This is a genomic window from Streptomyces sp. NPDC019890 (genome assembly GCF_044903445.1).
Taxonomy (GTDB): Bacteria; Actinomycetota; Actinomycetes; order Streptomycetales; family Streptomycetaceae; genus Streptomyces.
In genome coordinates, this window is the sequence record NZ_JBJDQK010000004.1 from 381,442 (window position 1) to 404,538 (window position 23,097).

Consider the following 23,097-nt stretch of genomic DNA (forward strand, 5'->3'; position numbering starts at 1 on the left):
GAAGGCCAAAGACCACACCATTAATCGACAGGCGCTGATGCGCTCCCGCTCGAATGGGCGTCCACTGGTCGGTGGAGAGGAGCTGGCATGAGTGAGATCACAGGCGCCGCCAAGGTTCACGAGGCATACGCCTTCGCTTGCATGCGCTGCGGGCACGGCTGGGAAGAGTCGTACGAGATAGAGCACCACGTCGACACATCCGGGCACGAATTCGTCATCTACAAGGCCGGCGGTCTGCGGGTGCCGTCACCGCTCTCGAGCCCGAGCTGCCCGACCTGTGGGGGACATGTCGTACGGATCATGCGGTCGGGGCAGGTCTCCTCACTGCATGGACTGATGGCGCAGGCGGGGTCGATCGCAGGGCCGTGGCCGAGCGAGGGGCCGCGACAGCCCGAGCAGATCAAGAAGCCCGAGAAGACCGAAAAGCCGGAAAAGGTAGAGCCCGCGGAACCTGGACATCACTGGCACCTCTCCGATCTCCTGCACCCCTTCCACCGCAAATGAAGTCACGGGCGCGAGCCTCGTAGGATCGCGCCCATGAGTTCGAAGTCCGCACCACCGCCGCTGCCCGAACCGCTCCGGGTGGCGGTCGCCGATTCCCACACCCACCTGGACATGCAGGAGGGCACCGTCGAGGAGGCGCTGGCCAGGGCCTCCGCGGTGGGCGTGACCACGGTTGTGCAGGTGGGCTGCGACATCAAGGGCTCACGCTGGGCCGCGGAGACGGCAGCGGCCCACGACGGCGTGTGGGCCGCGGTCGCCCTGCATCCCAACGAGGCCCCGCGCATCGTGCAGGGGGATCCGGACGGCTGGTCCCGGCAGGGCGCGCGGGAGGCGGGCGGCGATGCCGCGCTCGACGACGCGCTCGCCGAGATCGACCGGCTGGCCGCCCTGGATCAGGTGCGAGCCGTCGGTGAGACGGGCCTCGACTACTTCCGTACCGGCCCCGAGGGCATGGCCGCCCAGGAGCGCTCGTTCCGCGCGCACATCGAGATCGCCAAACGGCACGGCAAGGCGCTGGTCATTCACGACCGCGAGGCGCACGCCGACGTACTGCGGATTCTTGCCGAGGAAGGCGCTCCCGAGCGCACCGTCTTCCACTGCTATTCCGGTGACGCGGAAATGGCACAAGTGTGCGCGGCCGCGGGCTACTTCATGTCCTTCGCCGGCAATGTGACCTTCAAGAACGCCCAGCCGCTGCGCGACGCACTCGCCGCTGCCCCGCAGGAACTCGTACTCGTCGAAACGGACGCGCCCTTTCTCACTCCGGCGCCGTACCGCGGACGGCCCAACGCGCCGTATCTCATTCCGGTCACGGTGCGGGCGATGGCGGCGGTGCGGGGCGTCGAGGAGGACACGCTGGCCGCGGCGATTTCGGCTAATACGGCCAACGCCTTTGATTACTGAGCGATAACAGAGGCCGGCGCGCGCGAAGGGCAGCGGCGCGACACTGCGTAGTCGAATCGCTTTGGAGAGTGACCACAGCTTCGATAGGGTCCCGGCCCGCAACGCCATCGGGCGGACCGGACCGGACCTACGGAGCGTCGTGAGCAATTCGCAGGGCAGTCATCGTGCCGCGGGGGCGGCAGGGCCGTACGAAGCGCCTGCGGGGTCGTACGGGACGACTCCGTCGTACGAGTGGCACGAGGGGTACGAGCCGTACGAGTCGGTCGCGGGGTTGGGCGGCCGTGCCGCCGCCAACCGGGTGGCAGTGTCGTACGAAACGCCCGCCTGGGCGTACGAGTGGCACGCAGCGCCGACCTTGGGGTACGAGTGGCAAGCGCCGACCTCGGCGCACGAGTGGCACGATGCGCCGACCTTGGCGTACGAGGGTCCTGAAGCGCCCACCTTGGCGTACGAGCCGTACCCGTCGGCGTACACCCCGACCGTGCCGGCGCTGCCGCGTCCGAGCCTTGTTCCCGACGGCCACACCCGGCCCGCCCCGTCCCCGGCGCCCGCGCCGGTGCGCGCGCCCGCTAACGTGCCCGTCCCCACCCCTGCGCCGGCCGCCGGTCGCGCCGAAGCCCGTCGCGCCGCTCGACGTCGCAGATCCGGCGGCAAGCCCGACGCCCTGCGTCGGCTCATCCCGCAGGCCCTCGTCGTCGCCTTCCTGGCCGGCGGTACCTCGGCGTTCGTCGCCAGCGACAAGGCGGTGCGGCTCACCGTCGACGGCGTGCCGCGCACCATGCACACCTTCGCGGACGATGTGAACGAGCTCCTGCGGGACGAGGGCCTGGCCGTCAGCGCGCACGACATCGTCGCCCCGGGCCCCGGCTCGGTCCTCGCCAGCGGTGACGAGGTCGTCGTCCGCTACGGCCGGCCCGTCACGCTCACCCTGGACGGCCGACCCCGCCGGGTGTGGACCACGGGGCGCACCGTCGACGAGGCGCTGCGACAGCTCGGGGTGCGGGCCGAGGGCGCGTATCTGTCCGCGTCCCGCTCCCAGGCGATCTCCCGCCGGGGCCTCGCACTCGACGTACGGACCGAACGCACCGTGACCTTCATGGCCGACGGGCGCGAGCACACGATCCGCACCAACGCGGCGACTCTGCGCGAGGCGTTGGACGAGGCCGGGATCGAGCTGCGCGACGAGGACACCACGTCCGTGCCGCCCGACAGCTTCCCGCGCGACGGTCAGACCGTCACCGTCATGCGCATCACACGCACCAGACAGGTGCGCGAGGAGCCGATCGGCTACGCGACCGAGAAGACCCGCGACAGCTCGCTCTTCGTCGGCACGGAGGTCGTCGTACGGCAGGGCAGAGCGGGCGCGCGCCGGGTCACGTACGCCCTGCGGACGGTCAACGGGGTGCGGCAGAAGCCGAACAAGATCGCCGAGACGGTGGTGCGGGAGCCGGTCACCGAGCGGGTGGTGGTGGGTACCAAGCCGCTGCCGACCTCTGTGGAGGGGGCGGACGGACTGAACTGGAGCGCCCTCGCGCACTGCGAGTCCGGCGGGCGTCCCGACGCGGTCGACCCGTCGGGGAACTACGGCGGGCTGTACCAGTTCGACACCGGGACCTGGCACTCGCTGGGCGGCAGCGGGCGGCCGCAGGACGCACCCGCGGCGGAACAGACGTACCGGGCGAAGAAGCTCTACGTGCAACGGGGGGCGAGTCCGTGGCCGCACTGCGGCCGTAGGCTGTATCGGTGAGCACCACTGAGCCCGACGCACTCCTCGGCCCCGCCGACATCCGTGAACTGGCCGCAGCGCTGGGCGTACGCCCCACCAAGCAGCGCGGCCAGAACTTCGTCATCGACGCCAACACCGTCCGCAGGATCGTGCGCACGGCCGAGGTACGCGGGGACGACGTGGTCGTCGAGGTCGGCCCGGGGCTCGGGTCGCTGACCCTGGCCCTGCTGGAGGCGGCGGACCGGGTCGTCGCGGTCGAGATCGACGATGTGCTGGCGGGGGCGCTGCCGTCCACGATTCTGGCCCGGCTGCCGGAGCGGGCCATGCACTTCTCGCTGGTCCACTCCGACGCGATGCTGGTGCAGGAGCTGCCGGGGCCCGAGCCGACGGCCCTGGTCGCGAACCTGCCGTACAACGTGGCCGTGCCGGTCCTGCTCCACATGCTGGACCGCTTCCCGACGATCGAGCGCACGCTGGTGATGGTGCAGGCGGAGGTCGCGGACCGGCTGGCGGCCTCGCCCGGCAACAAGGTCTACGGCGTCCCGTCGGTCAAGGCGAACTGGTACGCGGAGGTGAAGCGGGCCGGGTCCATCGGCCGCAATGTTTTCTGGCCCGCGCCGAATGTGGACTCGGGTCTGGTGTCGCTGGTGCGCAGGTCCGAGCCGGTGAAGACGACGGCCTCGAAGAAGGAGGTCTTCGCGGTGGTCGACGCGGCGTTCGCGCAGCGGCGCAAGACGCTGCGGGCGGCGCTGGCGGGGTGGGCGGGATCGCCCGCGGCGGCCGAGAAGGCGCTGGTGGCCGCGGGGATCTCGCCGCAGGCCCGGGGCGAGTCCCTCACGGTCGAAGAGTTCGCACGGATCGCGGAGGCCAAGGCGTGAGCGTGACGGTACGGGTGCCGGCGAAGGTGAACGTCCAGCTGGCGGTGGGGGGTGCGCGGGCCGACGGCTTCCACGACCTCGCCAACGTCTTCCTGGCGGTGTCCCTGTACGACGAGGTGACGGTGAGCCCCGCGTCGTCGCTGACGATCACCTGCGCGGGTCCGGACGCGGCGCAGGTACCGCTGGACCGTACGAACCTGGCGGCGCGGGCGGCGGAGCTCCTGGCGGCGCGGCACGGTCTGTCCCCCGACGTGCACATCCACATCGCCAAGGACATCCCGGTGGCGGGAGGCATGGCGGGCGGCAGCGCGGACGGAGCGGGTGCGCTGCTCGCGTGCGACGTGCTGTGGGGCCTGGGTTCGTCACGGTCCGAACTCCTCTCCATCTGTGCGGAGTTGGGCAGCGACGTCCCCTTCAGCCTGGTGGGGGGCGCGGCGCTGGGCACGGGCCGTGGCGAGATGCTCACCGAGCTCGAGGTGGGCGGCGACTTCCACTGGGTGTTCGCGGTGGCGGACGGCGGTCTGTCGACGCCGGCGGTGTACGGGGAGTTCGACCGCCTGAACGAGGGCGTTGCGGTCCCGGCCCCGGTCGCGTCCCCGGCCCTCCTCGACGCGCTGCGCACGGGCGACGCGACGGCCCTGGCGGGTGCGCTGGCGAACGACCTCCAGCCCGCGGCGCTTTCGCTGCGGCCTTCGCTGTCGGCGACGCTGGAGGCGGGGATGGCGGCGGGCGCGCTGGCGTCCCTGGTCTCGGGCTCGGGCCCGACGACGGCGTTCCTGACGAAGGACGAGGAGTCGGCGCGGTCGGTGGCGGACGCGCTGCTGGGCTCGGGCACCTGCCGCACGGCCCGCCCGGCGTCTTCCCCGGCACCCGGCGCGACCGTCCTGTAGGTACTCAGATCCCGGTTGAGTACGGGAGCGCTCACGCACCCCCTCGCCCCCGCGGCACCGTACCCCCATGGGATCAAGCGTTCGTGAGCTCGCCGCCGCCACACCCGGGACGCGGGACAGGTATGTCGACCTCCTGCGGGTCGCCTCGCTGGGGACCGTCGTGCTCGGGCACTGGCTGATGGCCGTCGTCACCGGCGACGGGGTCGGGAATCTCCTCGCCGTGGTGCCCGGGCTGCAACTGCTCACCTGGGTGCTGCAGATCATGCCCGTCTTCTTCTTCGTCGGCGGCTTCTCGCACGCCCTCTCCTACCGCGCCCTGCGCCGCAAGCAGCCCGACGGCTCGGTCTACTCCGCCTTTCTGCGGGCCCGCCTCCAGCGGCTCCTGCGGCCCACCGTGGTGTTCATCCTCGTGTGGGGCGCCGCCGCGCTGATCGTGCAACTCCTCGGCGGTGACGGCGGGTTGACCGGCGTCGCCATGCGGCTCGTCGCGCAGCCGCTCTGGTTCATCGGTATCTACCTCGCGATGGTCGCCTTCACCCCGCCGCTGCTGAAGCTCCATGAGCGCTACGGCTGGGGGGCCTTCGGCGCCCTCGTCGCGGGCGCCGTCCTCGTCGACGTGGCGCGCTTCGCCGGGCACGTGCCCTTCGTCGAGTTCCTGAACTTCGCCTTCGTCTGGCTCGCCGTCCACCAGCTCGGCTTCCTGCGCGCCGACGGCCGCATACGGATGCCCGCGGTCCTCGCCGCCGCCGGCCTGACCGGGGCCGCCGCGCTCGTCGCGTTCGGGCCGTACCCCCTGTCGATGGTCGGGATGCCCGGCGAGAAGGTCTCCAACATGGCCCCGCCCACCCTCGCGCTCCTGTGCCACGGGCTGTGGCTCGTCGGCGCGGTGGAGCTGCTCCGTGCGCCCGGCGCACGGCTCGCCGCCCGCCCGAAGGTCTGGCGCGGTGTCGTCGCGGCCAACGGGGTCGCCATGACCGCGTTCCTGTGGCACCTCACCGCGATGCTCGGGGTGTACGGCGCGATGCTCGCCCTCGACGTCACGCTGCCCGCGCCCGCCACCGCCGCGTGGTGGGCCCAGGCCCCGGTCCGTATCGCGGTGGCCGCGGCCCTCACCGCGGTGCTCGTCGCCGCCTTCCGCGGCTTCGAGCGCCCGGTCCAGGCGGCCCCGGCCACCGGATCGGGTCCCGTCGCCGCCCTCGGCATCACGCTCTGCCTGTTCGGCGTCCTCGGCCTGTCCATGGTCGGCTTCGGCGGCATGCTGGAGGGCCGGACCGCGATGCTCGTCGCCGTACGCGTCACGGCGCCCGCCGCCGTCGCCATGGCCCTGATCGGCTGGCTGATGGTGGAACGGGCGGGGCGCCGGACGCTGAAGCCGGTCGCCTCCTAGCGGGTGCCGGCTGCCCGCAGCCGTGCCACCCCGTGCCGCAGCCCTTGATCGACCGCCGCATGCTGTCGCATGCCCTGCGGCGATTAGGCTGGGACGTCGATCCACCCCCCGGTACAGGAGTGAAATGGCGACCAATCTGGTCAATGTCGAGGCAGTCAGCAAGGTGTACGGAACCCGTGCCCTGCTCGACGGAGTCTCCCTCGGCGTCTCCGAGGGGGATCGCATCGGCGTCGTCGGCCGCAACGGCGACGGCAAGACGACCCTCATCCGCATGCTCGCCAAGCTGGAGGAGCCCGACACCGGGCGGGTCACCCAGAGCGGTGGGCTGCGGCTCGGCGTGCTCACGCAGCACGACTCGCTCGACCCCGCCGCGACCGTCCGGCACGAGGTCATCGGCGACCTGGCCGACCACGAGTGGGCGGGCAACGCACGCATCCGCGACATCCTCACCGGGCTCTTCGGCGATCTGCACCTGCCCGGCTTCGAGCAGGGCCTGGACACCGTCATCGGTCCGCTCTCCGGTGGCGAACGCCGCCGTATCGCGCTCGCCAAGCTGCTCATCGCCGAGCAGGACCTGATCGTCCTCGACGAGCCCACCAACCACCTCGACGTGGAGGGCATCGCCTGGCTGGCCAAGCATCTCCAGGCGCGCCGCTCCGCGCTCGTCTGCGTCACCCACGACCGCTGGTTCCTCGACCAGGTCTGCACACGGATGTGGGACGTCCAGCGCGGCTCGGTGTACGAGTACGAGGGCGGCTACAGCGACTACGTCTTCGCGCGCGCCGAGCGCGAGCGCATCGCGGCCACCGAGGAGACCAAGCGGCAGAACCTGGTGCGCAAGGAGCTGGCCTGGCTGCGGCGCGGCGCCCCCGCCCGTACCTCCAAGCCGCGCTACCGCATCGAGGCCGCCAACGAGCTGATCGCCGATGTGCCGCCGCCCCGGGACACCAGCGAGCTGATGAAGTTCGCCGGCGCCCGCCTCGGCAAGACCGTCTTCGACCTGGAGAACGTGACGGTCCAGGCCGGACCCAAGGTGCTGCTGAAGCATCTGACCTGGCAGCTCGGTCCCGGCGACCGCGTCGGCCTGGTCGGCGTGAACGGCGCGGGCAAGACCTCTCTGCTGCGCGCGCTCGCCGATGCCGCCCGTACGCAGGGCGACTCGCAGCCCGCGGCCGGCCGGGTCGTCGTCGGCAAGACCGTCCGCCTCGCCTACCTCTCGCAGGAGGTCACCGAACTCGACCCGAATCTGCGGGTGCTGGAAGCCGTCCAGCGGGTGCGCGACCGCGTCGACCTCGGTAAGGGCCGGGAGATGACGGCGGGTCAGCTGTGCGAGCAGTTCGGCTTCACCAAGGAGAAGCAGTGGACGCCCGTCGGCGATCTGTCCGGCGGTGAGCGCCGCCGGCTCCAGCTGCTGCGGCTGCTCATGGACGAGCCGAACGTCCTCTTCCTCGACGAGCCCACCAACGACCTCGACATCGAGACCCTGACCCAGCTGGAGGACGTGCTCGACGGCTGGCCGGGCTCGATGGTCGTCATCTCCCACGACCGGTTCTTCATCGAGCGGACGACGGACAAGACGTTCGCGCTGCTGGGCGATGCGACCCTGCGGATGCTGCCGCGCGGCATCGACGAGTATCTGGAGCGCCGTCAGCGGATGCTTGAGACGGCTGCCCCGGCCGCCGTCGCGGCTCCCGTTCCCGCCGTCAAGGAGAAGTCGGCGGCCGATGTCCGCGCGGCGAAGAAGGAGTTGCAGAAGATCGAGCGGCAGCTCGACAAGCTCTCCGAGAAGGAGTCCAAGCTGCACGGCCAAATCGCCGACAACGCGACGGACTTCGAGAAGGTGGCGAAACTCGACGCGGAGCTCCGGGAACTGGCGGGCGAGCGCGAGGAGTTGGAACTGCGCTGGCTGGAGCTCGCCGAAGAGGCGTAGAGAAGCCGAAGAGGCGTAGAGAAATCGTGGAGATCCCGCCGGGCTCATCGGGCGGGCAGACCTCGAACCTCCGGGCGTAACAGCAGCATCACGGGCCGGTCCTCCCTTGGGAACAGGGGTGCACCGGCCCCTTGTTCGAGAGTGCTCGAGTGATAGAAAGAACTCCCGCTCGACTGACGTGAAACAGCGGTATCCATGTCCGAAACGCTCCTTTCCGGGTCGAGTGCTCGCCGGAATAGCGGGGGAGTCCGGCCGGGCAGCGGACCGTATGAAGGGGGAAGCGCTGATGACTCAGCCGCCCAGCCAGCAACCGCCGGGGGGCTTCGGAGCTCCGCAGGATCCTCAGCACGGGGTTCCTCAGCCGCCCGCGCAGCCGCCCCAGATGCCGCCCGCACCGCAGGGACCGCCGCAGACTCCGCCGCCCGCGGCCCCTCCCGGCGCGCCTGGCTACGGCTATCCGCAGCAGCAGCAGCAGCAGCCCGCCCAGCCCGGTTACGGCTACCCGCAGCAGGCCCCCGGCCAGCCGGGTCCGTACAACCAGCAGCCCGGCCCGTACAACCAGCAGCCGGGCCCGTACAACCAGCAGCCGGGGCCCTACGGCGGCTACCCGACGCAGCCGCAGTACCCGGGCGCGCCCACCCCGCCCGGCGGCGGTGGCGGCAACTTCATCACGAGCAAGCCCGGCATCATCATCGCCGCGGCCGTGGCCGGACTGCTGGTGATAGGCGGCGGCACCTACCTCGCGCTCAGCGGCGGTGACGACAAGAAGGACGACAAGCAGAACGTCGGCAAGAGCGACGACCCCAAGCCGACCGGCTCGCAGTCCGTCGACCAGGGTAACGGCAGCGGCACCGGCCGGGACGGGAACGACGACCTCAACGCCGGGCGCAAGCCGGGCGAGGCGAAGGTGCTGTTCCTGACGAAGAACGACGTCGACCTGCCGCGCAACGGCGCCGAGGTGTTCGGGCCGTGGACGGCCGGCGACATCGTGGCCAAGGGCATGTACAAGGAGGTCGTCGGCTACTCGGTCGCCGACGGCAAGAAGAAGTGGACCCTGCCGCTCGCTGCCCAGATCTGCTCGGCGCCGAGCCAGACCACGACCGACGGCAAGATCGTCGTGGGGATCAAGGACGGTCTCACGGAGAAGGCCAAGTGCCTTGTGCTCCAGCAGATCGATCTGAAGACCGGCAAGGCGGGCTGGAAGAAGTCGATCCCGGAGGGCAGCGGCTTCGCCGCACTCTCCGACTTCACCCTGTCGATCAGCGGCAACACCCTCGCGGCGGGTGGCTCCGGCAACTCCTACGGCTTCTCGATGACCGACGGCAGGCAGCTCTTCAAGGGCCCCACGGAAGGCTGCAAGCCGTTCGCCTTCGCCGGCGGCCCCAAGCTGTTCGCCGCGTCGAGCTGCCCCACCTCGGACTACGACAAGCCCAAGCAGCAGCTGTCGGAGGTCGACCCGGCCACGGGCAAGGCCAAGTGGACGTACAAGACTCCCGTCGGCTGGGAGATCGACAAGGTCTACTCGGCGAGCCCGCTCGTCGTCTCCATCACGCAGCGTGAGCCGAAGAAGTGGGCCATCATCGCGCTCAAGGACAACGGCACGCTGCGCTCGCAGATCGCCGGCGGCAAGGACAAGTTCGCGCCGCGCTGCGGCGGTGCGTTCGTGGTCTTCGGCCACAACCTCGAAGGCTGCACCGGTGTCGCCGCCGACGCCTCGAACTTCTACATGGCGACCGAGACCGCCTACGGCACGGCCAACGAGGTCGTCGCCTTCAGCCTGGACACCGGCAAGGAGAAGTGGCGTTCGCCCGCCGGCGGCGAGCGCAAGATGACGCCGCTGCGCATGGAGGGCGGGAACGTCCTCGTCTACATGGATGCGAAGTACGACGCGGGCGGCGCGGTCGCCGCGATCGCTCCGACGGGTGGCGCGCCGAAGGTGCTGCTCCAGCACCCGGCCTCGACCGCCGAGATCGAGAGCTCCTTCTTCTCCTCGCACATGGTGTACGCGGACGGCCGGTTCTTCCTCGCCAGCGGCCGCGTCAGTGCCAGCAATGACGCGGAGGAGAAGGAGACGAAGACCATGATGGCCTTCGGCAAGTGACCGCGCACTGACCGCGCACCCAGTGCGTACTGAGCGCGCACTGAGGCATTCCGCCCCAACTCCCTTTCGCCAGCATCCTTTCGAGGTACGTACGCCATGACGCAGCCGCCCCCGCCGCCCAACCAGCCCCCGCAGGGAGGCGGGTTCGGCGCGCCCCAGGATCCTCCGCCAGGAGGCTTCGGAGCCCCGACGCCGCCCCCGCAGGACCCTTCGTACGGCTATCCGCAGACGCCGCCGCCCGCCCAGCCTCCGCAGACGCCGCCGGGTCAGCCCGGCTACGGCTACCCGCAGACGCCGCCGGGGCAGCCCGGTTACGGCTACCCGCAGGCTCCGGGCCAGGAGCCGGGCTACGGCTATCCGCAGACGCCGCCCGGACAGCCGGGGCAGCCCGGTCAGCCGCCGGGACACCCGGGCTTCGGCTACCCGACGCAGCCCATGCAGCCGCAGTACCTGCCGCCCCAGCCCGGCGGCAGCGGCGGCAAGAAGCTGAGCACGCAGATGCAGATCATCATCGCGGCGTCCCTCGCCGTGGTGCTGATCGTCGGCGGCGGCATCTGGTTCGCCTCCTCCAACGGCGGCGACGGCAAGAAGGACGAGAGCAAGAGCAGTTCGGGCGGCGGATCCGAGGGCTCCACCGGCGGGGACAAGAACGGCGGCAAGGCCGCCGACGGCCCCGGCAAGGAGAAGGCGCCCGCGAACATCCACTCCAAGGTGGCCTTCCAGCTGCCGGAGCCCGCGCGCACCGACATCACCAGCGTCAAGGGCTCCTGGGTCACGGACAAGGCCTACGTCAAGCCCGGCATCAACTCCCTCGTCGGCTACGACGCGGCCAAGGGCACCCCGCTGTGGACTCTCCCGCTCCCGGGTCAGATCTGCGCGGCCTCCCGCCATGTCTCCGAGGACAACAAGGCCGCGATCGTCTTCGAGGCCGCCAAGCGGCTCCCGCCGAAGAACTACCAGAGGTGCACCGAGGTCGGCGTCGTCGACCTGGGCACCGGCAAGCTGCTGTGGAGCAAGTCCGTCAAGGGCGACAAGTCCGGTGACGAAAAGGCTGCCTTCACCGAGATCACCCAGAGCGGCACCACGGTCGCCGCGGGCGGCACCGACGGCGGCGCGGCCTTCGATCTCAATACCGGCGCGGTCCGCTGGAAGCCCACGGTCAACGCCGAGGGCTGCTACGACATGGGGTACGGCGGCGGTCCGGCGCTCGTCGCGGCCCGCAGGTGCGGTACGTACGACAACCCGCAGGTCATCATCCAGGGCCTGAACCCGGCCAACGGCACCCCGGCGTTCTCGTACAAGCTGCCGGCCGGCGTCGGCTACGCGAGCATTGTCTCCACCAAGCCGCTGGTCGTCGCCGCCGACGTCGGCGACACCGGCTCCGGCGGTATCTCGGACTTCTTCTCGCTGGACGACAAGACCGGTGCGCTGAAGGCCAAGATCTCGGCCACGGGCGACAAGTTCCAGGCGCGCTGCGGGTCCACCGAGGTCGAGCAGTGCCAGAAGGTCGTCGTCGGAAACGGCCGGATCTATCTGCCGACCGCGGACCACGAGGGCTCCGGTGAGTTCGGCGACACCAACGAGATCGTCTCCTTCGACCTCGCCACCGGGAAGCCCACCAGCGACCGCGCGGACGCGGGCGACCGGTACACGATGTTCCCCATCCGTATGGACGGCGGCAACATCATCGCGTACAAGTGGCCCCCCTACGACAAGGGCGGCCAGGTCATCAGCATCGACGGCAGCACCTTCAAGCAGACGGTGCTCGTGGAGAACCCGGCCGACAAGGCGGTACGGGAGGCGGAGACCGCCTTCTCCACGGACTACGCCGAGTACCGCTATGCGAATGGCCGGTTGTACATCGGTGCGGTACTGATGAGCAAGCCGTCCTCCTCGTCGTTCGGGAAGAAGTACCTGGCTGTCGCGTTCAGCACGGCCGACTGACCTCGTCCTCGCAGCGTAACTCGGCCCATGGCCCGGCACATCTGATCTTCGATGTGCCGGGCCTCGGTCATAAGTAGCCCTGTTTGGCGAAGAATTCGGCACTCTGGGGGACTTCTGCCGAGTTAGGGGCGCGCGATGTCGAACAAGCGTGTAGCTTGCCGGGGCAGAGGGCCGGGGGGCCAGCACCAGCGGGGAATGGGGTTGCTCGATGGGCGTGCGGCTCATGGTGGTGGACGATCATCGACTGCTCGCCGAGGCGCTCGCCTCGGCCTTGAAGCTGCGCGGGCACCGGGTTCTCGCCGCGGCGGCACCCGCGGCCGGCGCGGCCGAGCTGGTGATCAGCAGGGCGCCCGAGGTGTGCCTGCTGGGCACGGCGACGCCCGCCGAACCGGGTGCGTTCGACCCGATCGTCAGGATCAAGCGGGAGCGGCCGCAGGTCGCCGTGGTGGTGCTCGGCCCGGTGCCGAGCCCGCGCGGGATAGCCGCGGCCTTCGCCGCCGGTGCCTCCGGCTATGTACGGCACGACGAGCGCATCGAGGGCGTCGAACGCGCCATGGTCAAGGCGCGGGCGGGCGAGGCGGTGGTGGCTCCGCAGCTGCTCCAGGGTGCGTTCGCCGAGCTGCTCAACCCGGCCGCGCAGCCGGACGACGAGGGCCAGCGGCTGCTCCAGCTGCTCACCCCGCGCGAGGTCGAGGTGCTGGTCCGGGTCGCCGAGGGTGAGGACACCCGGCTGATCGCGGCCGGTATGGGGATAGCGCCGAGCACGGCCCGTACGCATGTGCAGCGGGTGCTGATGAAGCTGGGGGTCGGCTCCCGGCTGGAGGCGGCGGCGCTGGCCGCCCGCACCGGGCTGCTCGACCGGGCGATCGTCTCGGCACCGCCCGGACCCGAAGCGCAGTAGCGACCACACAGCGTCGGACAGGGCGTGCGCCGTCGGGCGCAGCTTCGGCCCGCACACGTGGCTGCGCTGTTCGCGCGCCGTACGCCCCTGGTCAGGACCTCTCATCTCGGTGCCCGCAAGCGCTCTCTACGCTGCCGGGCCTGCCCATTGACGCCGCCTGTTGGCTTGTGATTTGTTGTGTGCGGTTCTGTTTGTTGGGAGGCTGAGGGAGCGCCATAGTGAAGAAGACGTCGACCCGGCTGGCCGACGGTCGTGAGCTGCTCTACTACGACTCCCACGACGACGCCGTACGCGACGCCGTCGACCGGCGCCCGCTCGATCCCATCGCCACCAGCTCCGAGATCCGCCACGACCCGCTGCTCGGTGACTCGGTCGCCATCGCCTCGCACCGCCAGGGCCGCACCTACCATCCACCGGCCGACGAATGCCCGCTCTGCCCCTCCCGGAACGGACGTCTCAGCGAGATCCCGGCCGCCGACTACGACGTCGCCGTCTTCGAGAACCGTTTCCCCTCGCTCGCCGGCGACTCCGGTCGCTGCGAGGTCGTCTGCTTCACTTCCGACCATGACGCCTCCTTCGCCGACCTCAGCGAGGAGCAGGCCGCGCTGGTCCTCGACGCCTGGACCGACCGCACCGCCGAACTCGCCGAACTCCCGCAGGTGGAGCAGGTCTTCTGCTTCGAGAACCGGGGCGCGGAGATCGGCGTGACGCTGGGGCATCCGCACGGCCAGATCTACGCGTACCCCTTCGTGACGCCGCGGACCTCGCTCATGCTGCGTTCGGCCGCCGAGCACCGGGCGCGGACCGGCCGCAATCTCTTCGACGACATCGTGGAGCAAGAGCGCCTGTCGGGCTCGCGTGTGGTGCTGGAGGGCGAGCACTGGGTCGCCTTCGTGCCGTACGCGGCGCACTGGCCGTACGAAGTGCATCTGTACCCGCGCCGGCGCGTGCCGGACCTGCGGGCGCTGGGCGACGCGGCACGCACAGAGTTCCCACAGATCTATCTGGAACTCTTGAGGCGCTTCGACCGGATCTTCGGGGAGGGCGAACCGCCGACGCCGTACATCGCGGCCTGGCACCAGGCGCCCTTCGAGGAGCCCGGCCGAGCCGACTTCGGGCTGCATCTCGAGCTTTTCACCATCCGCCGCACTTCCGGCAAGCTGAAGTTCCTGGCGGGTTCGGAGTCCGGTATGAGCGTGTTCATCAACGACGTGCCGCCGGAAACCGCGGCCGAGCGACTGCGAGAGGTAGCGAGTTCATGAGTGGGAAGTACCTGGTCACCGGCGGTGCGGGCTATGTCGGCAGCGTGGTCGCCCAGCATCTGCTGGAGGCGGGCCACCAGGTGACCGTCCTCGACAACCTCTCCACCGGCTTCCGGGAGGGCGTGCCCGCGGGCACGGACTTCATCGAGGGCGACATCCGCGACGCCGCCAAATGGCTGGACTCCACGTATGACGCGGTGCTGCACTTCGCCGCTTTCTCGCAGGTCGGCGAGTCCGTGCTGAAGCCCGAGAAGTACTGGGACAACAACGCCGGCGGGACGATGGCGCTGCTCGCGGCGATGCGTTCGTCGGGGGTGCGCACGCTGGTCTTCTCCTCCACCGCGGCGACATACGGCGAACCGGTCTCGACGCCGATCACCGAGTCCGACCCGACCGCGCCGACCAGCCCGTACGGCGCGTCGAAGCTGGCCGTCGACCACATGATCACGGGGGAGGCGGCGGCGCACGGCCTGGCGGCGGTGTCCCTGCGGTACTTCAACGTGGCGGGGGCGTACGGCAGCTGCGGCGAGCGCCACGACCCCGAGTCGCACCTCATTCCCCTGGTGCTCCAGGTCGCCCTGGGCAGGCGCGAGTCGATCTCTGTCTTCGGGGACGACTATCCGACGCCGGACGGGACCTGCGTACGGGACTACATCCATGTCGCGGACCTGGCTGAGGCGCATCTGCTGGCGCTGGACGCGGCGGTCGCGGGCGAGCATCTGATCTGCAACCTGGGCAACGGCAACGGCTTCTCGGTGCGTGAGGTCATCGAGACGGTCCGGGAGGTCACCGGGCATCCGGTCCCGGAGGTCGTGGCCGAGCGCCGGGGCGGCGACCCTGCGGTGCTCGTCGCGTCCGCCGCGACCGCGCGCGAGCGGCTCGGCTGGAACCCGTCCCGCGCGGATCTGGCCGGGATCGTGGCGGACGCCTGGGAGTTCGCCCGGGCGAGGGAGGGCGCTTCATGAGTGACGGAGTGTGGGCGGCACCGGGCCGGGTGAATCTGATCGGTGAACACACCGACTACAACGACGGCTTTGTGATGCCCTTCGCGCTGCCGCACACCACCGTCGCCACCGTCACCCGGCGAAACGACGGTGTGCTGCGGCTGCACTCGGCGGACGTCGCGGGCGGCGCGGTCGAACTGCGCCTCGACGATCTCGCGCCGGGCCACGGCCCCGGGGGCTGGACCGACTACCCGGCGGGCGTGGTCTGGGCGCTGCGGGACGCGGGCCATGCGGTGGGCGGGGCGGAGTTCCGCTACGAGTCGACGGTGCCGACGGGCGCGGGCCTCTCCTCCTCCGCGGCGCTGGAGGTCGTCACCGCGCTGGCGCTGAACGATCTGTACGAACTGGGCCTTCAACGCCCGCGGATGGCGCGGCTGTGCCGGCGCGCCGAGAACGTGTACGTCGGTGCGCCCACGGGGATCATGGACCAGACGGCGTCGGCGTGCTGCACCGAGGGCCATGCACTGCACCTGGACACACGGGACCTCGGTCAGCGCCAGATCCCCTTCGACCTGGCGGCGCGCGGCCTCGAACTGCTGGTGGTCGACACCCGCGTCAAGCACGCGCACAGCGACGGGGAGTACGGCAAGCGCCGCGCGGGCTGCGAGTCGGCTGCCGCCGCACTGGGCGTCCCGGCGCTCCGGGACATCCCGTACGAGGGACTTCCCGCGGCCCTCGACCGGCTGCCCGACCCGGAGCTGAGGCCCCTGGCCAGGCACATCGTGACCGAGAACCACCGCGTCGAGCGAGTGATCGCCCTCCTGGAGGCGGGCGAGGTCCACGCGATCGGCCCGGTCCTGACCGAGGGCCACGCATCCCTGCGGGACGACTTCGGGGTCTCCTGCCCGGAGCTGGACCTGGCGGTCGACACGGCGCTGGAGGCGGGGGCGCTGGGGGCGAGGATGACGGGTGGCGGGTTCGGCGGCTCGGCGATCGTCCTGACGGACTCCTCGCAGTCCGCGACGGTACGCAAGTGTCTGTCGGAGTCGTTCGCGTCGGCGGGCCACAAGGCCCCGCGGATCTTCCCGGCGACCCCTTCGCGAGGCGCTGCGCGCGTGTCCTGAGGGAGAATTTCGGGCCGTTCCTCGAGCAGCCTGCGACGATCTTTGTCGACTTCTGCCTCAATACGAAACATCTGGCACACCGTAAACAGCCTGGCCAATCAGTTCTGCAAATAGGCTTCCGCTCCAGCCCCCCAGCCGTACTCTGATGCTCAGCACCGGTGGGGGCCGGTGTTGATCAGGGGGCGAGACAGTCGGGTACGACGCCCGGGGCGGGGTATCAGTCACAGCACGGCGGCGGCCGAGCGACCGCTGTACTACCCCATCTCCCCGGGCGCCGTACCTGCGCCGGTCCGTCCTCCGACACTGGGGGTGTCTGTGGTTCGTATCCGGGTCCTGGTCGTCGACGACCACCGAATCTTCGCCGAGTCGCTCGCTGCCGCTCTCGCGGCCGAGCCCGACGTCGACGTTGCGGCAGCCGGCAGCGGTCCCGCCGCGCTGCGGTGCCTGGAGCGGGCCGCCACCGAGGGGCGCAGGTTCGACGTCATGCTCGTCGACGCCGACCTCGGTGCGCAGGCGGTGCCCGGCGCCCGCGCCGTCGTCGCCCGTGCCGTGCCGGACAACGGCGAGGACGGTCTCGTCGACGGCATCTCGCTGGTCGCCGGCGTCCGTTCCGGCCAGAGCGCCGTCCGTACCGTCGTGCTCGCCGAGAAGGACGACCCGCGCCGCGCCGCCCTCGCGCTGCAGGCCGGTGCCTCGGGCTGGGTCGCCAAGGACTGTTCGCTGCAACGGCTGCTCGCGGTGATACGGGGAGTGCTGCGGGACGAGACGCACCTGCCGCCCGCCCTGCTCACCGGCGTACTGCGGGAGTTGACCGCGGCCCGCAAGCACCGCACCGAGAGCGAGCGGCTGGTGGAGTCGCTCACGCCGCGCGAGCGGGAGGTACTGCGCTGTATGGTCGCGGGCCTGGGGCGCAAAGCCGTGGCCGAGCGCCTGTTCCTGTCCCCGCACACCGTCCGCACGCATATGCAGAACGTTCTGGGGAAGCTGGGCGTCCACTCCACACTCGCGGCCGTCGCCCTCGCGCGCCGGGCCGGCGTCGGCCCGGTCGACCTAGCCGGGGATGTTGTCGAACGGGGCGGTCAACTGGCGTAGCAGGGCGGCCAGTTCCGCCCGTTGGGCCCGTGACAGCTCGGCGAGGATCGCGCGCTCCTGCGCGAGCAGCCCGGCGAGCGCCTGATCGGCGCGGTCCCGCCCCTCGGGGGTGAGGCGCACCAGCACCCCCCGGCGGTCGCTGGGGTCCGGAAGCCGTTCGACGAGGTCCTTCTTGGCCAGGCGGTCGATACGGTTGGTCATGGTGCCCGAGGTGACCAGCGTCTGGGTCAGCAGTTGGCCGGGCGAGAGCTGGTACGGAGCCCCGGCGCGGCGCAGCGAGGTCAGCACGTCGAACTCCCACGGCTCCAGATTGTGCTCGGAGAACGCGAGCCGGCGGGCCCGGTCGAGATGGCGGGCGAGCCGGGAGACACGGCTGAGCACCTCGAGCGGTTCCACGTCGAGGTCGGGGCGCTCACGGCGCCATGCTGCGACCAGTCGATCGACCTCGTCCTCCATGTCGATCAGTGTAGAGGGTCCCTCGACGTGAAGTCTCTTGACATCAAGATATATTCGGGCGCAGGCTTGGGCATGGTCGGGCCGGAACCTCGTTCCGCTTCGGCACACCGTTCCTGCAAGGGGGCTCGAACATGCATTCCGAACCAACCTGGGATCCACACCAGTACCTGCGCCACGCCGGTCACCGGACCCGGCCGTTCCTGGATCTTCTCAGCCGGATCCCGCGGCTGCCGAACGGGGACCGTCCCGCCCGAATCGCGGACATCGGCTGCGGACCCGGAAATGTCACCGCACTCCTCGCCGACCGCTGGCCCACCGCGCACATCACCGGCTTCGACCTGTCACCCGAAATGCTGGCCATTGCCGAGAAGGAGCACGCCGGAACCACAGCGGGCGGTGGCTGGCTGGACTTCAGGCTCGCCGACGCCGCGCACTGGACGCCCGACGAGCCGTACGACTTCATCGTCTCCAACGCCGCACTGCAATGGGTGCCCAATCACCCCGAGTCCTTCCCCATCTGGATCGAGGGCCTCGCCCCCGGCGGCACCTTCGCCTTCCAGGTCCCCGGCAACTTCACCTCACCCAGCCACGCCATCCTCGGCGAACTCTGCAAAACACCGCAGTGGCGCGGCCGCCTGGGCGACCACGGACACCGCTATGTGCACATACTCGAGCCGGCCGACTACCTCGGCCGGCTTGTCGACCTCGGCTGCGAGACGGACGCCTGGGAGACCACGTACCTCCAACTCCTGGGCGGTGAGGACCCGGTGCTCGACTGGGTCAAGGGCACGGCCCTGCGCCCGGTCCTCACCGAACTCGCGGACGATCCCGCCGCCACGAACGAATTCCTCGGCCAGTACCGCGACCTGCTCCGCAAGGCATATCCGCCCGGCCCGCACGGCACGGTCTTCCCGTTCCGCCGGATATTTGCCGTCGCGCGAAAGGGGTTCTGATGCTCGTCGCCGTCGACCATGTCCAACTGGCCGCACCTCCCGGATCGGAGGACGCGCTGCGCGCGTACTACACGGACGTGCTGGGCATGACGGAGATCCCCAAGCCCTCGGTCCTGGCCGCCCGCGGCGGCTGCTGGTTCGGGGCAGGGCTCGTCCAGCTCCATCTGGGCATCGACAGGGACTTCCTGCCGGCGAAGAAGGCGCACCCGGGGCTTCGGGTCACGGGCATCGAGGCGTACGCGGCACGGCTGGAGGAGCGCGGTGCGAAAGTGGTCTGGGACGACAACCTCCCCGGCCATCTCCGCTTCTACTCCGAGGATCCGGTGGGCAACCGGCTGGAGTTCCTGGAGCCCGTCGGCTGAGGTCAGCCGTACCAGGTGACCTTGCAGCTCGCAGCGCGTCCGGCGGGAGCCCGGGCATGGGGATCAGGGGCCCGTACGGGCCGTCGGGCTGCTCGTTCACAGAAGCGCCCCGCCGCCGGGTGACCGGCAACGGGGCGTTCTGGGACTTCGGTTCAGGTTCCGGATCAGTACAGGGAGCTGTAAATGTTCCAGCCGGTACCGAGCTTGGCCTTGGCGCCCAGTCCGCCGGTGCCGTTGGAGGTGTAGCGGTACAGCTCGCCCGCGGAGTTCGCGCCGAGCAGATCCGCCCGCCCGTTGCCGTCGAGGTCGCCGGGTACCGCCAGCTTGTTGTACGTGTTCCAGCCGGAGCCGATCAGCGACTTCGCCTTGAACGGCGCGGAGGCCACACCCGTGCCCGCGTACAGGTACAGGTTGCCGTCCGTGGCGCGGGCGAGCAGGTCGCTGCGGCCGTCGCCGTTGATGTCACCGGCGCCGACCAGCTTGTTGAACGTGTTCCAGCCGGAGCCGACCTTGATACGGGCGGCGAACGCCGTGCCCAGGCCGTTGCCGCGGTACAGATACAGCGCGCCGGAGCCGTCCCGCGCCAGCAGGTCGCCCTTGCCGTCGCCGTCGAGGTCGCCGGGGCCGGTGAGCAGGTTGTAGATGCCCCAGCCGCTGCCGATGGTCTGCGCATTGCCCGAGGTGTGGCTCAGGTTGTAGAGCGTGCCGTTGTAGAGCTCCAGCAGATCACCGAAGCCGTTGCTGTCGAGCGAGGAGGTGAAGGTGAGCTTCGCCCCCTTGAAGCCGCCGACCTCGCTCGCCTGGTCACGGGCGCTCAGCAGGCCGTTGTTCATCGAGTAGTACGTGAACAGCGTGCCGTTGGTGTCCAGGCCGAGGACCTCGTCCTTGCCCCAGTTCGGAATGTTGCCCGCCCCGGAGAACTGTGCGGCCGCGTTCCAGCCAGAACCGCCCTGGACCCGAGGAAGGAAAGCGCCCGTGCCCGTGGACTCGTACGTCCACAGCACGCCCGCGGGCGTACGGGCCACGAGGTCGCCGAGACCGTCGCCGCTCGTGTCGTCGAGGCTGAGGATCTGGTTGTAGCCGTTCCAGCCGGAGCCGACCTTGACCCGGGGCTTGAACGGGGACGAGGGGTCCGGGTTGCCCGAGTAGAAGTACAGATCTCCGCCCGGCGTACGGGCGAACAGGTCCGCGATGGCGTCGCCGTTCACGTCGTTCACGCCGACGATCTGGTCGTACGCGCCCCAGCCGGAGCCGATCTTGATCCTGGCGGCCATCGGGGCGGCCGCGCCCGGCGTGGTGCGGTACAGATACAGATCGCCCGACGGCGTGCGCGCGAGAATGTCGCCGCTGCCGTCACCGGTCAGGTCGCCGGGCGAGAAGACCTTGTTGTACGCCTGCCAGCCCGTGCCGGACCAGAAGATGCTCGCCCCGCTGACGGAGCTCGCGTACGCGTTGAGGCGGCCGTTCGCCGACAGGGTGAAGTGGACCGGGTTCGCCTGGAGGCCTCCGACCGAGAAGACGTCCTTGTAGGTCTCGTTGGGGTCCTGGTAGACGCCGGCGTCGAAGGGGTACTCGTACGCCCCGGCGCCGCTGTGCGGCGCCACATAGATCTTGCCGTTGACCGCACGGTAGACAAGGTCGCTGAAGCCGTCGCCGTCGATGTCGGCGCGCGTCTTGGCGACCGGGACGTCGTCCGCCTGCGCCGCGGCGCGCTGTGCGCCGGCCTTGGACGTGGGAGCGGGAAGTGTCAGCCTCGGCTGCTGGGCGGTGGGCCTGGTCTGCTCGACCCCGTGGTGCGGCGCCGGCGTGCCGTCGGCCGCGGCCGGGACGGCGAGCAGCATGCCCGCCGAGACGGCCAGGGCCGTGCAGGCCGCGATCCGGCGGGCACGTCTGAAACGCACACCGGCAAGGCGGCCGGGTTCCACAGAAGACAAAGGTCCCCCCCTGGGGAAAATGGTGGAACCGGGTGGAAGACGTTCGCTCTTGCTCTCTTTGAGTGGCGAACCGTTCCCCGGATGAGCCAGGATTCTACAACTGAGGAATCCGGGTCGGTAGACATGTCCGGGGCCGAGGGGGCATCAGTTCTTGCGGTGCCCTATCAGCCTCGGCTTCTGCTCCAAACCGTCAAGTCCATGCCATGCCAGGTTCACCAGATGGGCCGCGACCTCCGCCTTCTTCGGGCGGCGGGCGTCCACCCACCACTGGCCGGTCAGCGCCACCATGCCGACCAGCGCCTGCGCATACAGCGGGGCGAGCTTCTGGTCGAAGCCGCGGGCCTTGAACTCCAGGCCCAGAATGTCCTCGACCTGGGTGGCGATATCGCTGATCAGCGACGCGAAGGTGCCCGTCGACTGGGCGACCGGGGAGTCCCGCACCAGAATGCGGAAACCGTCCGTGTACGCCTCGATGTAGTCCAGCAGCGCGAACGCCGCCTGCTCAAGGAGCTCACGCGGATGCCCCGCGGTCAGCGCCCCCGTCACCATGTCCAGCAGGTGACGCATCTCGCGGTCGACCACGACGGCGTACAGGCCTTCCTTGCCTCCGAAGTGCTCGTACACCACCGGCTTGGAGACCCCCGCCTTCGCGGCGATCTCCTCGACGGACGTGCCCTCGAAGCCCTTCTCGGCGAACAAGGTGCGGCCGATGTCCAGCAGCTGCTCGCGGCGTTCCGCCCCGGTCATCCTGACTCTGCGCCCCCGGCGGGGCCTGTCGCTGCTGGTACTGCCTTCGCTCGCCACGTTGTCAATCATGCCGCTTCCGCGGCCTCGTCCCTGCGCCGGGCTTCGATACGGGCGGCATTCGGCCAGCGGACGTCATAGGCCCAGCCCAGCTGCTCGAACCAGCGGATCAGCCGGGCGCTGGAGTCGACCTGGCCCCGCAGCACGCCGTGCCGAGCGCTGGTCGGGTCGGCGTGGTGCAGGTTGTGCCAGGACTCGCCGCAGGACAGCACCGCCAGCCACCACACGTTGCCCGAGCGGTCGCGCGACTTGAAGGGCCGCTTGCCGACCGCATGGCAGATGGAGTTGATCGACCAGGTCACATGGTGCAGCAGCGCGACCCGGACCAGCGAGCCCCAGAAGAAGGCCGTGAACGCGCCCCACCAGGACATCGTCACCAGGCCGCCGACCAGGGGCGGGATCGCGAGGGAGAGGATCGTCCAGTAGATGAAGTCACGGGAGATGCGGCGCAGCGCCGGGTCCTTGACCAGATCCGGTGCGTACTTGTGCTGCGGCGTGCGCTCCTCGTCGAACATCCAGGCAATGTGTGCCCACCACAGGCCCTTCATCAGCGCCGGCACGGTCTCGCCGAAGCGCCACGGCGAGTGCGGGTCGCCCTCGGCGTCGGAGAACTTGTGGTGCTTGCGGTGGTCGGCGACCCAGCGCACCAGCGGGCCCTCCACGGCAAGCGAACCCATGACCGCGAGCGCGATGCGCAGCGGGCGCTTCGCCTTGAAGGAGCCATGGGTGAAGTACCGGTGGAAACCGATCGTGATGCCGTGGCAGCCGATGTAGTACATCGCCACCAGCAGGCCCAGATCGAGCCAGCTCACCCCCCAGCCCCAGGCCAGCGGCACCGCCGCGAGCAGGGCGAGAAAGGGCACCGTGATGAAGAGCAGCAGGGCGATCTGCTCGATCGACCGCTTGCTGTCCCCGCTGAGCGTGGCATAGGGGAGGTCGGCCGACGACGTCTCCGGGGCGTCGTCCAGCAGATCGGGGCTTGTCGTCATAGAGGGTCCCCTG

Annotated in this window: 20 protein-coding genes; 16 read left to right on the top strand and 4 right to left on the bottom strand. The window is 70.3% G+C overall.

The features are described 5' to 3' along the window. Positions 1-87 precede the first annotated feature (87 nt). The 14 genes from ACI2LP_RS14105 (at position 88) to ACI2LP_RS14170 (ending at position 17,586) form a co-directional block, all read left to right on the top strand. Positions 88-504, top strand: coding sequence for a hypothetical protein (locus ACI2LP_RS14105; protein WP_404724783.1), 417 nt, complete (start codon positions 88-90; stop codon positions 502-504). Positions 505-537: 33 nt separating this feature from the next. Beyond that, on the top strand, positions 538-1,407 hold the full coding sequence (locus tag ACI2LP_RS14110; protein ID WP_404724784.1) for a TatD family hydrolase: 870 nt from the start codon (positions 538-540) through the stop codon (positions 1,405-1,407). A 139-nt stretch (positions 1,408-1,546) separates the two neighbouring features. Continuing rightward, complete coding sequence (locus tag ACI2LP_RS14115) at positions 1,547-3,154, top strand: ubiquitin-like domain-containing protein (RefSeq protein ID WP_404724785.1); 1,608 nt, start codon at positions 1,547-1,549, stop codon at positions 3,152-3,154. Continuing rightward, complete coding sequence (gene rsmA, locus ACI2LP_RS14120; protein WP_404724786.1) at positions 3,151-4,011, top strand: 16S rRNA (adenine(1518)-N(6)/adenine(1519)-N(6))-dimethyltransferase RsmA; 861 nt, start codon at positions 3,151-3,153, stop codon at positions 4,009-4,011. Before ACI2LP_RS14115 ends, rsmA begins: the two co-directional genes overlap by 4 nt. Then, on the top strand, positions 4,008-4,901 hold the full coding sequence (locus ACI2LP_RS14125; protein WP_404724787.1) for a 4-(cytidine 5'-diphospho)-2-C-methyl-D-erythritol kinase: 894 nt from the start codon (positions 4,008-4,010) through the stop codon (positions 4,899-4,901). Before rsmA ends, ACI2LP_RS14125 begins: the two co-directional genes overlap by 4 nt. A gap of 67 nt (positions 4,902-4,968) precedes the next feature. Next, complete coding sequence (locus ACI2LP_RS14130; protein WP_404724788.1) at positions 4,969-6,288, top strand: acyltransferase; 1,320 nt, start codon at positions 4,969-4,971, stop codon at positions 6,286-6,288. 124 nt (positions 6,289-6,412) lie between these two features. Then, positions 6,413-8,218 carry an ABC-F family ATP-binding cassette domain-containing protein gene (locus ACI2LP_RS14135; protein WP_404724789.1) on the top strand — a complete coding sequence of 602 codons (1,806 nt, stop codon included), beginning with the start codon at positions 6,413-6,415 and terminating at the stop codon, positions 8,216-8,218. A gap of 286 nt (positions 8,219-8,504) precedes the next feature. Further along, positions 8,505-10,319, top strand: coding sequence for a PQQ-binding-like beta-propeller repeat protein (locus tag ACI2LP_RS14140; RefSeq protein ID WP_404724790.1), 1,815 nt, complete (start codon positions 8,505-8,507; stop codon positions 10,317-10,319). Between the two features lie 96 nt (positions 10,320-10,415). Continuing rightward, a complete protein-coding gene (locus tag ACI2LP_RS14145) occupies positions 10,416-12,263 on the top strand; it encodes a PQQ-binding-like beta-propeller repeat protein (protein ID WP_404724791.1) in 1,848 nt (615 codons plus the stop codon). A 208-nt stretch (positions 12,264-12,471) separates the two neighbouring features. Beyond that, complete coding sequence (locus ACI2LP_RS14150) at positions 12,472-13,164, top strand: LuxR C-terminal-related transcriptional regulator (RefSeq protein WP_404724792.1); 693 nt, start codon at positions 12,472-12,474, stop codon at positions 13,162-13,164. Between the two features lie 218 nt (positions 13,165-13,382). Then, positions 13,383-14,426, top strand: a complete 1,044-nt coding sequence (gene galT, locus ACI2LP_RS14155; RefSeq protein WP_404724793.1) for a galactose-1-phosphate uridylyltransferase — start codon at positions 13,383-13,385, stop codon at positions 14,424-14,426. Next, positions 14,423-15,391, top strand: coding sequence for a UDP-glucose 4-epimerase GalE (gene galE / locus ACI2LP_RS14160; protein ID WP_404724794.1), 969 nt, complete (start codon positions 14,423-14,425; stop codon positions 15,389-15,391). Before galT ends, galE begins: the two co-directional genes overlap by 4 nt. Continuing rightward, positions 15,388-16,494, top strand: a complete 1,107-nt coding sequence (gene galK, locus ACI2LP_RS14165; protein ID WP_404724795.1) for a galactokinase — start codon at positions 15,388-15,390, stop codon at positions 16,492-16,494. Before galE ends, galK begins: the two co-directional genes overlap by 4 nt. Positions 16,495-16,809: 315 nt before the next feature. Beyond that, positions 16,810-17,586, top strand: coding sequence for a LuxR C-terminal-related transcriptional regulator (locus tag ACI2LP_RS14170; RefSeq protein WP_404724935.1), 777 nt, complete (start codon positions 16,810-16,812; stop codon positions 17,584-17,586). Here ACI2LP_RS14170 and tamR read toward each other — a convergent pair. Then, positions 17,545-18,042: a MarR family transcriptional regulator TamR gene (gene tamR / locus ACI2LP_RS14175; protein ID WP_360881784.1), complete on the bottom strand. Its 498-nt coding sequence runs from the start codon at positions 18,040-18,042 to the stop codon at positions 17,545-17,547. The genes ACI2LP_RS14170 and tamR overlap by 42 nt on opposite strands. A gap of 131 nt (positions 18,043-18,173) precedes the next feature. Between tamR and ACI2LP_RS14180 the strand changes: the two genes are divergently transcribed. Further along, complete coding sequence (locus ACI2LP_RS14180; RefSeq protein WP_404724796.1) at positions 18,174-18,995, top strand: trans-aconitate 2-methyltransferase; 822 nt, start codon at positions 18,174-18,176, stop codon at positions 18,993-18,995. Continuing rightward, positions 18,995-19,357: a VOC family protein gene (locus ACI2LP_RS14185; protein ID WP_404724797.1), complete on the top strand. Its 363-nt coding sequence runs from the start codon at positions 18,995-18,997 to the stop codon at positions 19,355-19,357. The genes ACI2LP_RS14180 and ACI2LP_RS14185 overlap by 1 nt, the downstream gene beginning before the upstream one ends. Positions 19,358-19,521: 164 nt before the next feature. On the opposite strand, the gene ACI2LP_RS14190 is transcribed toward ACI2LP_RS14185, so the two are convergent. The 3 genes from ACI2LP_RS14190 to ACI2LP_RS14200 form a co-directional block, all read right to left on the bottom strand. Continuing rightward, positions 19,522-21,198 carry an FG-GAP repeat domain-containing protein gene (locus ACI2LP_RS14190; RefSeq protein WP_404724936.1) on the bottom strand — a complete coding sequence of 559 codons (1,677 nt, stop codon included), beginning with the start codon at positions 21,196-21,198 and terminating at the stop codon, positions 19,522-19,524. Positions 21,199-21,435: 237 nt separating this feature from the next. After that, the gene (locus tag ACI2LP_RS14195) at positions 21,436-22,107 is read right to left on the bottom strand and encodes a TetR/AcrR family transcriptional regulator (RefSeq protein ID WP_404724798.1); all 672 of its coding nucleotides are present in this window, start codon (positions 22,105-22,107) and stop codon (positions 21,436-21,438) included. Next, complete coding sequence (locus ACI2LP_RS14200) at positions 22,104-23,084, bottom strand: acyl-CoA desaturase (RefSeq protein ID WP_404724799.1); 981 nt, start codon at positions 23,082-23,084, stop codon at positions 22,104-22,106. The genes ACI2LP_RS14195 and ACI2LP_RS14200 overlap by 4 nt, the downstream gene beginning before the upstream one ends. Positions 23,085-23,097 lie beyond the last annotated feature (13 nt).

Bases quoted from the DNA above. Each gene is read 5' to 3' on its own strand.
- ACI2LP_RS14195 (WP_404724798.1), bottom strand. From the start codon at position 22,107: ATGATTGACAACGTGGCGAGCGAAGGCAGTACCAGCAGCGACAGGCCC.
- ACI2LP_RS14130 (WP_404724788.1), top strand. From the start codon at position 4,969: ATGGGATCAAGCGTTCGTGAGCTCGCCGCCGCCACACCCGGGACGCGG.
- galE (WP_404724794.1), top strand. From the start codon at position 14,423: ATGAGTGGGAAGTACCTGGTCACCGGCGGTGCGGGCTATGTCGGCAGC.
- ACI2LP_RS14200 (WP_404724799.1), bottom strand. From the start codon at position 23,084: ATGACGACAAGCCCCGATCTGCTGGACGACGCCCCGGAGACGTCGTCG.
- ACI2LP_RS14150 (WP_404724792.1), top strand. From the start codon at position 12,472: ATGGGCGTGCGGCTCATGGTGGTGGACGATCATCGACTGCTCGCCGAG.
- ACI2LP_RS14135 (WP_404724789.1), top strand. From the start codon at position 6,413: ATGGCGACCAATCTGGTCAATGTCGAGGCAGTCAGCAAGGTGTACGGA.
- ACI2LP_RS14180 (WP_404724796.1), top strand. From the start codon at position 18,174: ATGCATTCCGAACCAACCTGGGATCCACACCAGTACCTGCGCCACGCC.
- ACI2LP_RS14140 (WP_404724790.1), top strand. From the start codon at position 8,505: ATGACTCAGCCGCCCAGCCAGCAACCGCCGGGGGGCTTCGGAGCTCCG.
- ACI2LP_RS14185 (WP_404724797.1), top strand. From the start codon at position 18,995: ATGCTCGTCGCCGTCGACCATGTCCAACTGGCCGCACCTCCCGGATCG.
- ACI2LP_RS14145 (WP_404724791.1), top strand. From the start codon at position 10,416: ATGACGCAGCCGCCCCCGCCGCCCAACCAGCCCCCGCAGGGAGGCGGG.
- ACI2LP_RS14190 (WP_404724936.1), bottom strand. From the start codon at position 21,198: ATGCTGCTCGCCGTCCCGGCCGCGGCCGACGGCACGCCGGCGCCGCAC.
- ACI2LP_RS14110 (WP_404724784.1), top strand. From the start codon at position 538: ATGAGTTCGAAGTCCGCACCACCGCCGCTGCCCGAACCGCTCCGGGTG.
- galK (WP_404724795.1), top strand. From the start codon at position 15,388: ATGAGTGACGGAGTGTGGGCGGCACCGGGCCGGGTGAATCTGATCGGT.
- tamR (WP_360881784.1), bottom strand. From the start codon at position 18,042: ATGGAGGACGAGGTCGATCGACTGGTCGCAGCATGGCGCCGTGAGCGC.
- ACI2LP_RS14105 (WP_404724783.1), top strand. From the start codon at position 88: ATGAGTGAGATCACAGGCGCCGCCAAGGTTCACGAGGCATACGCCTTC.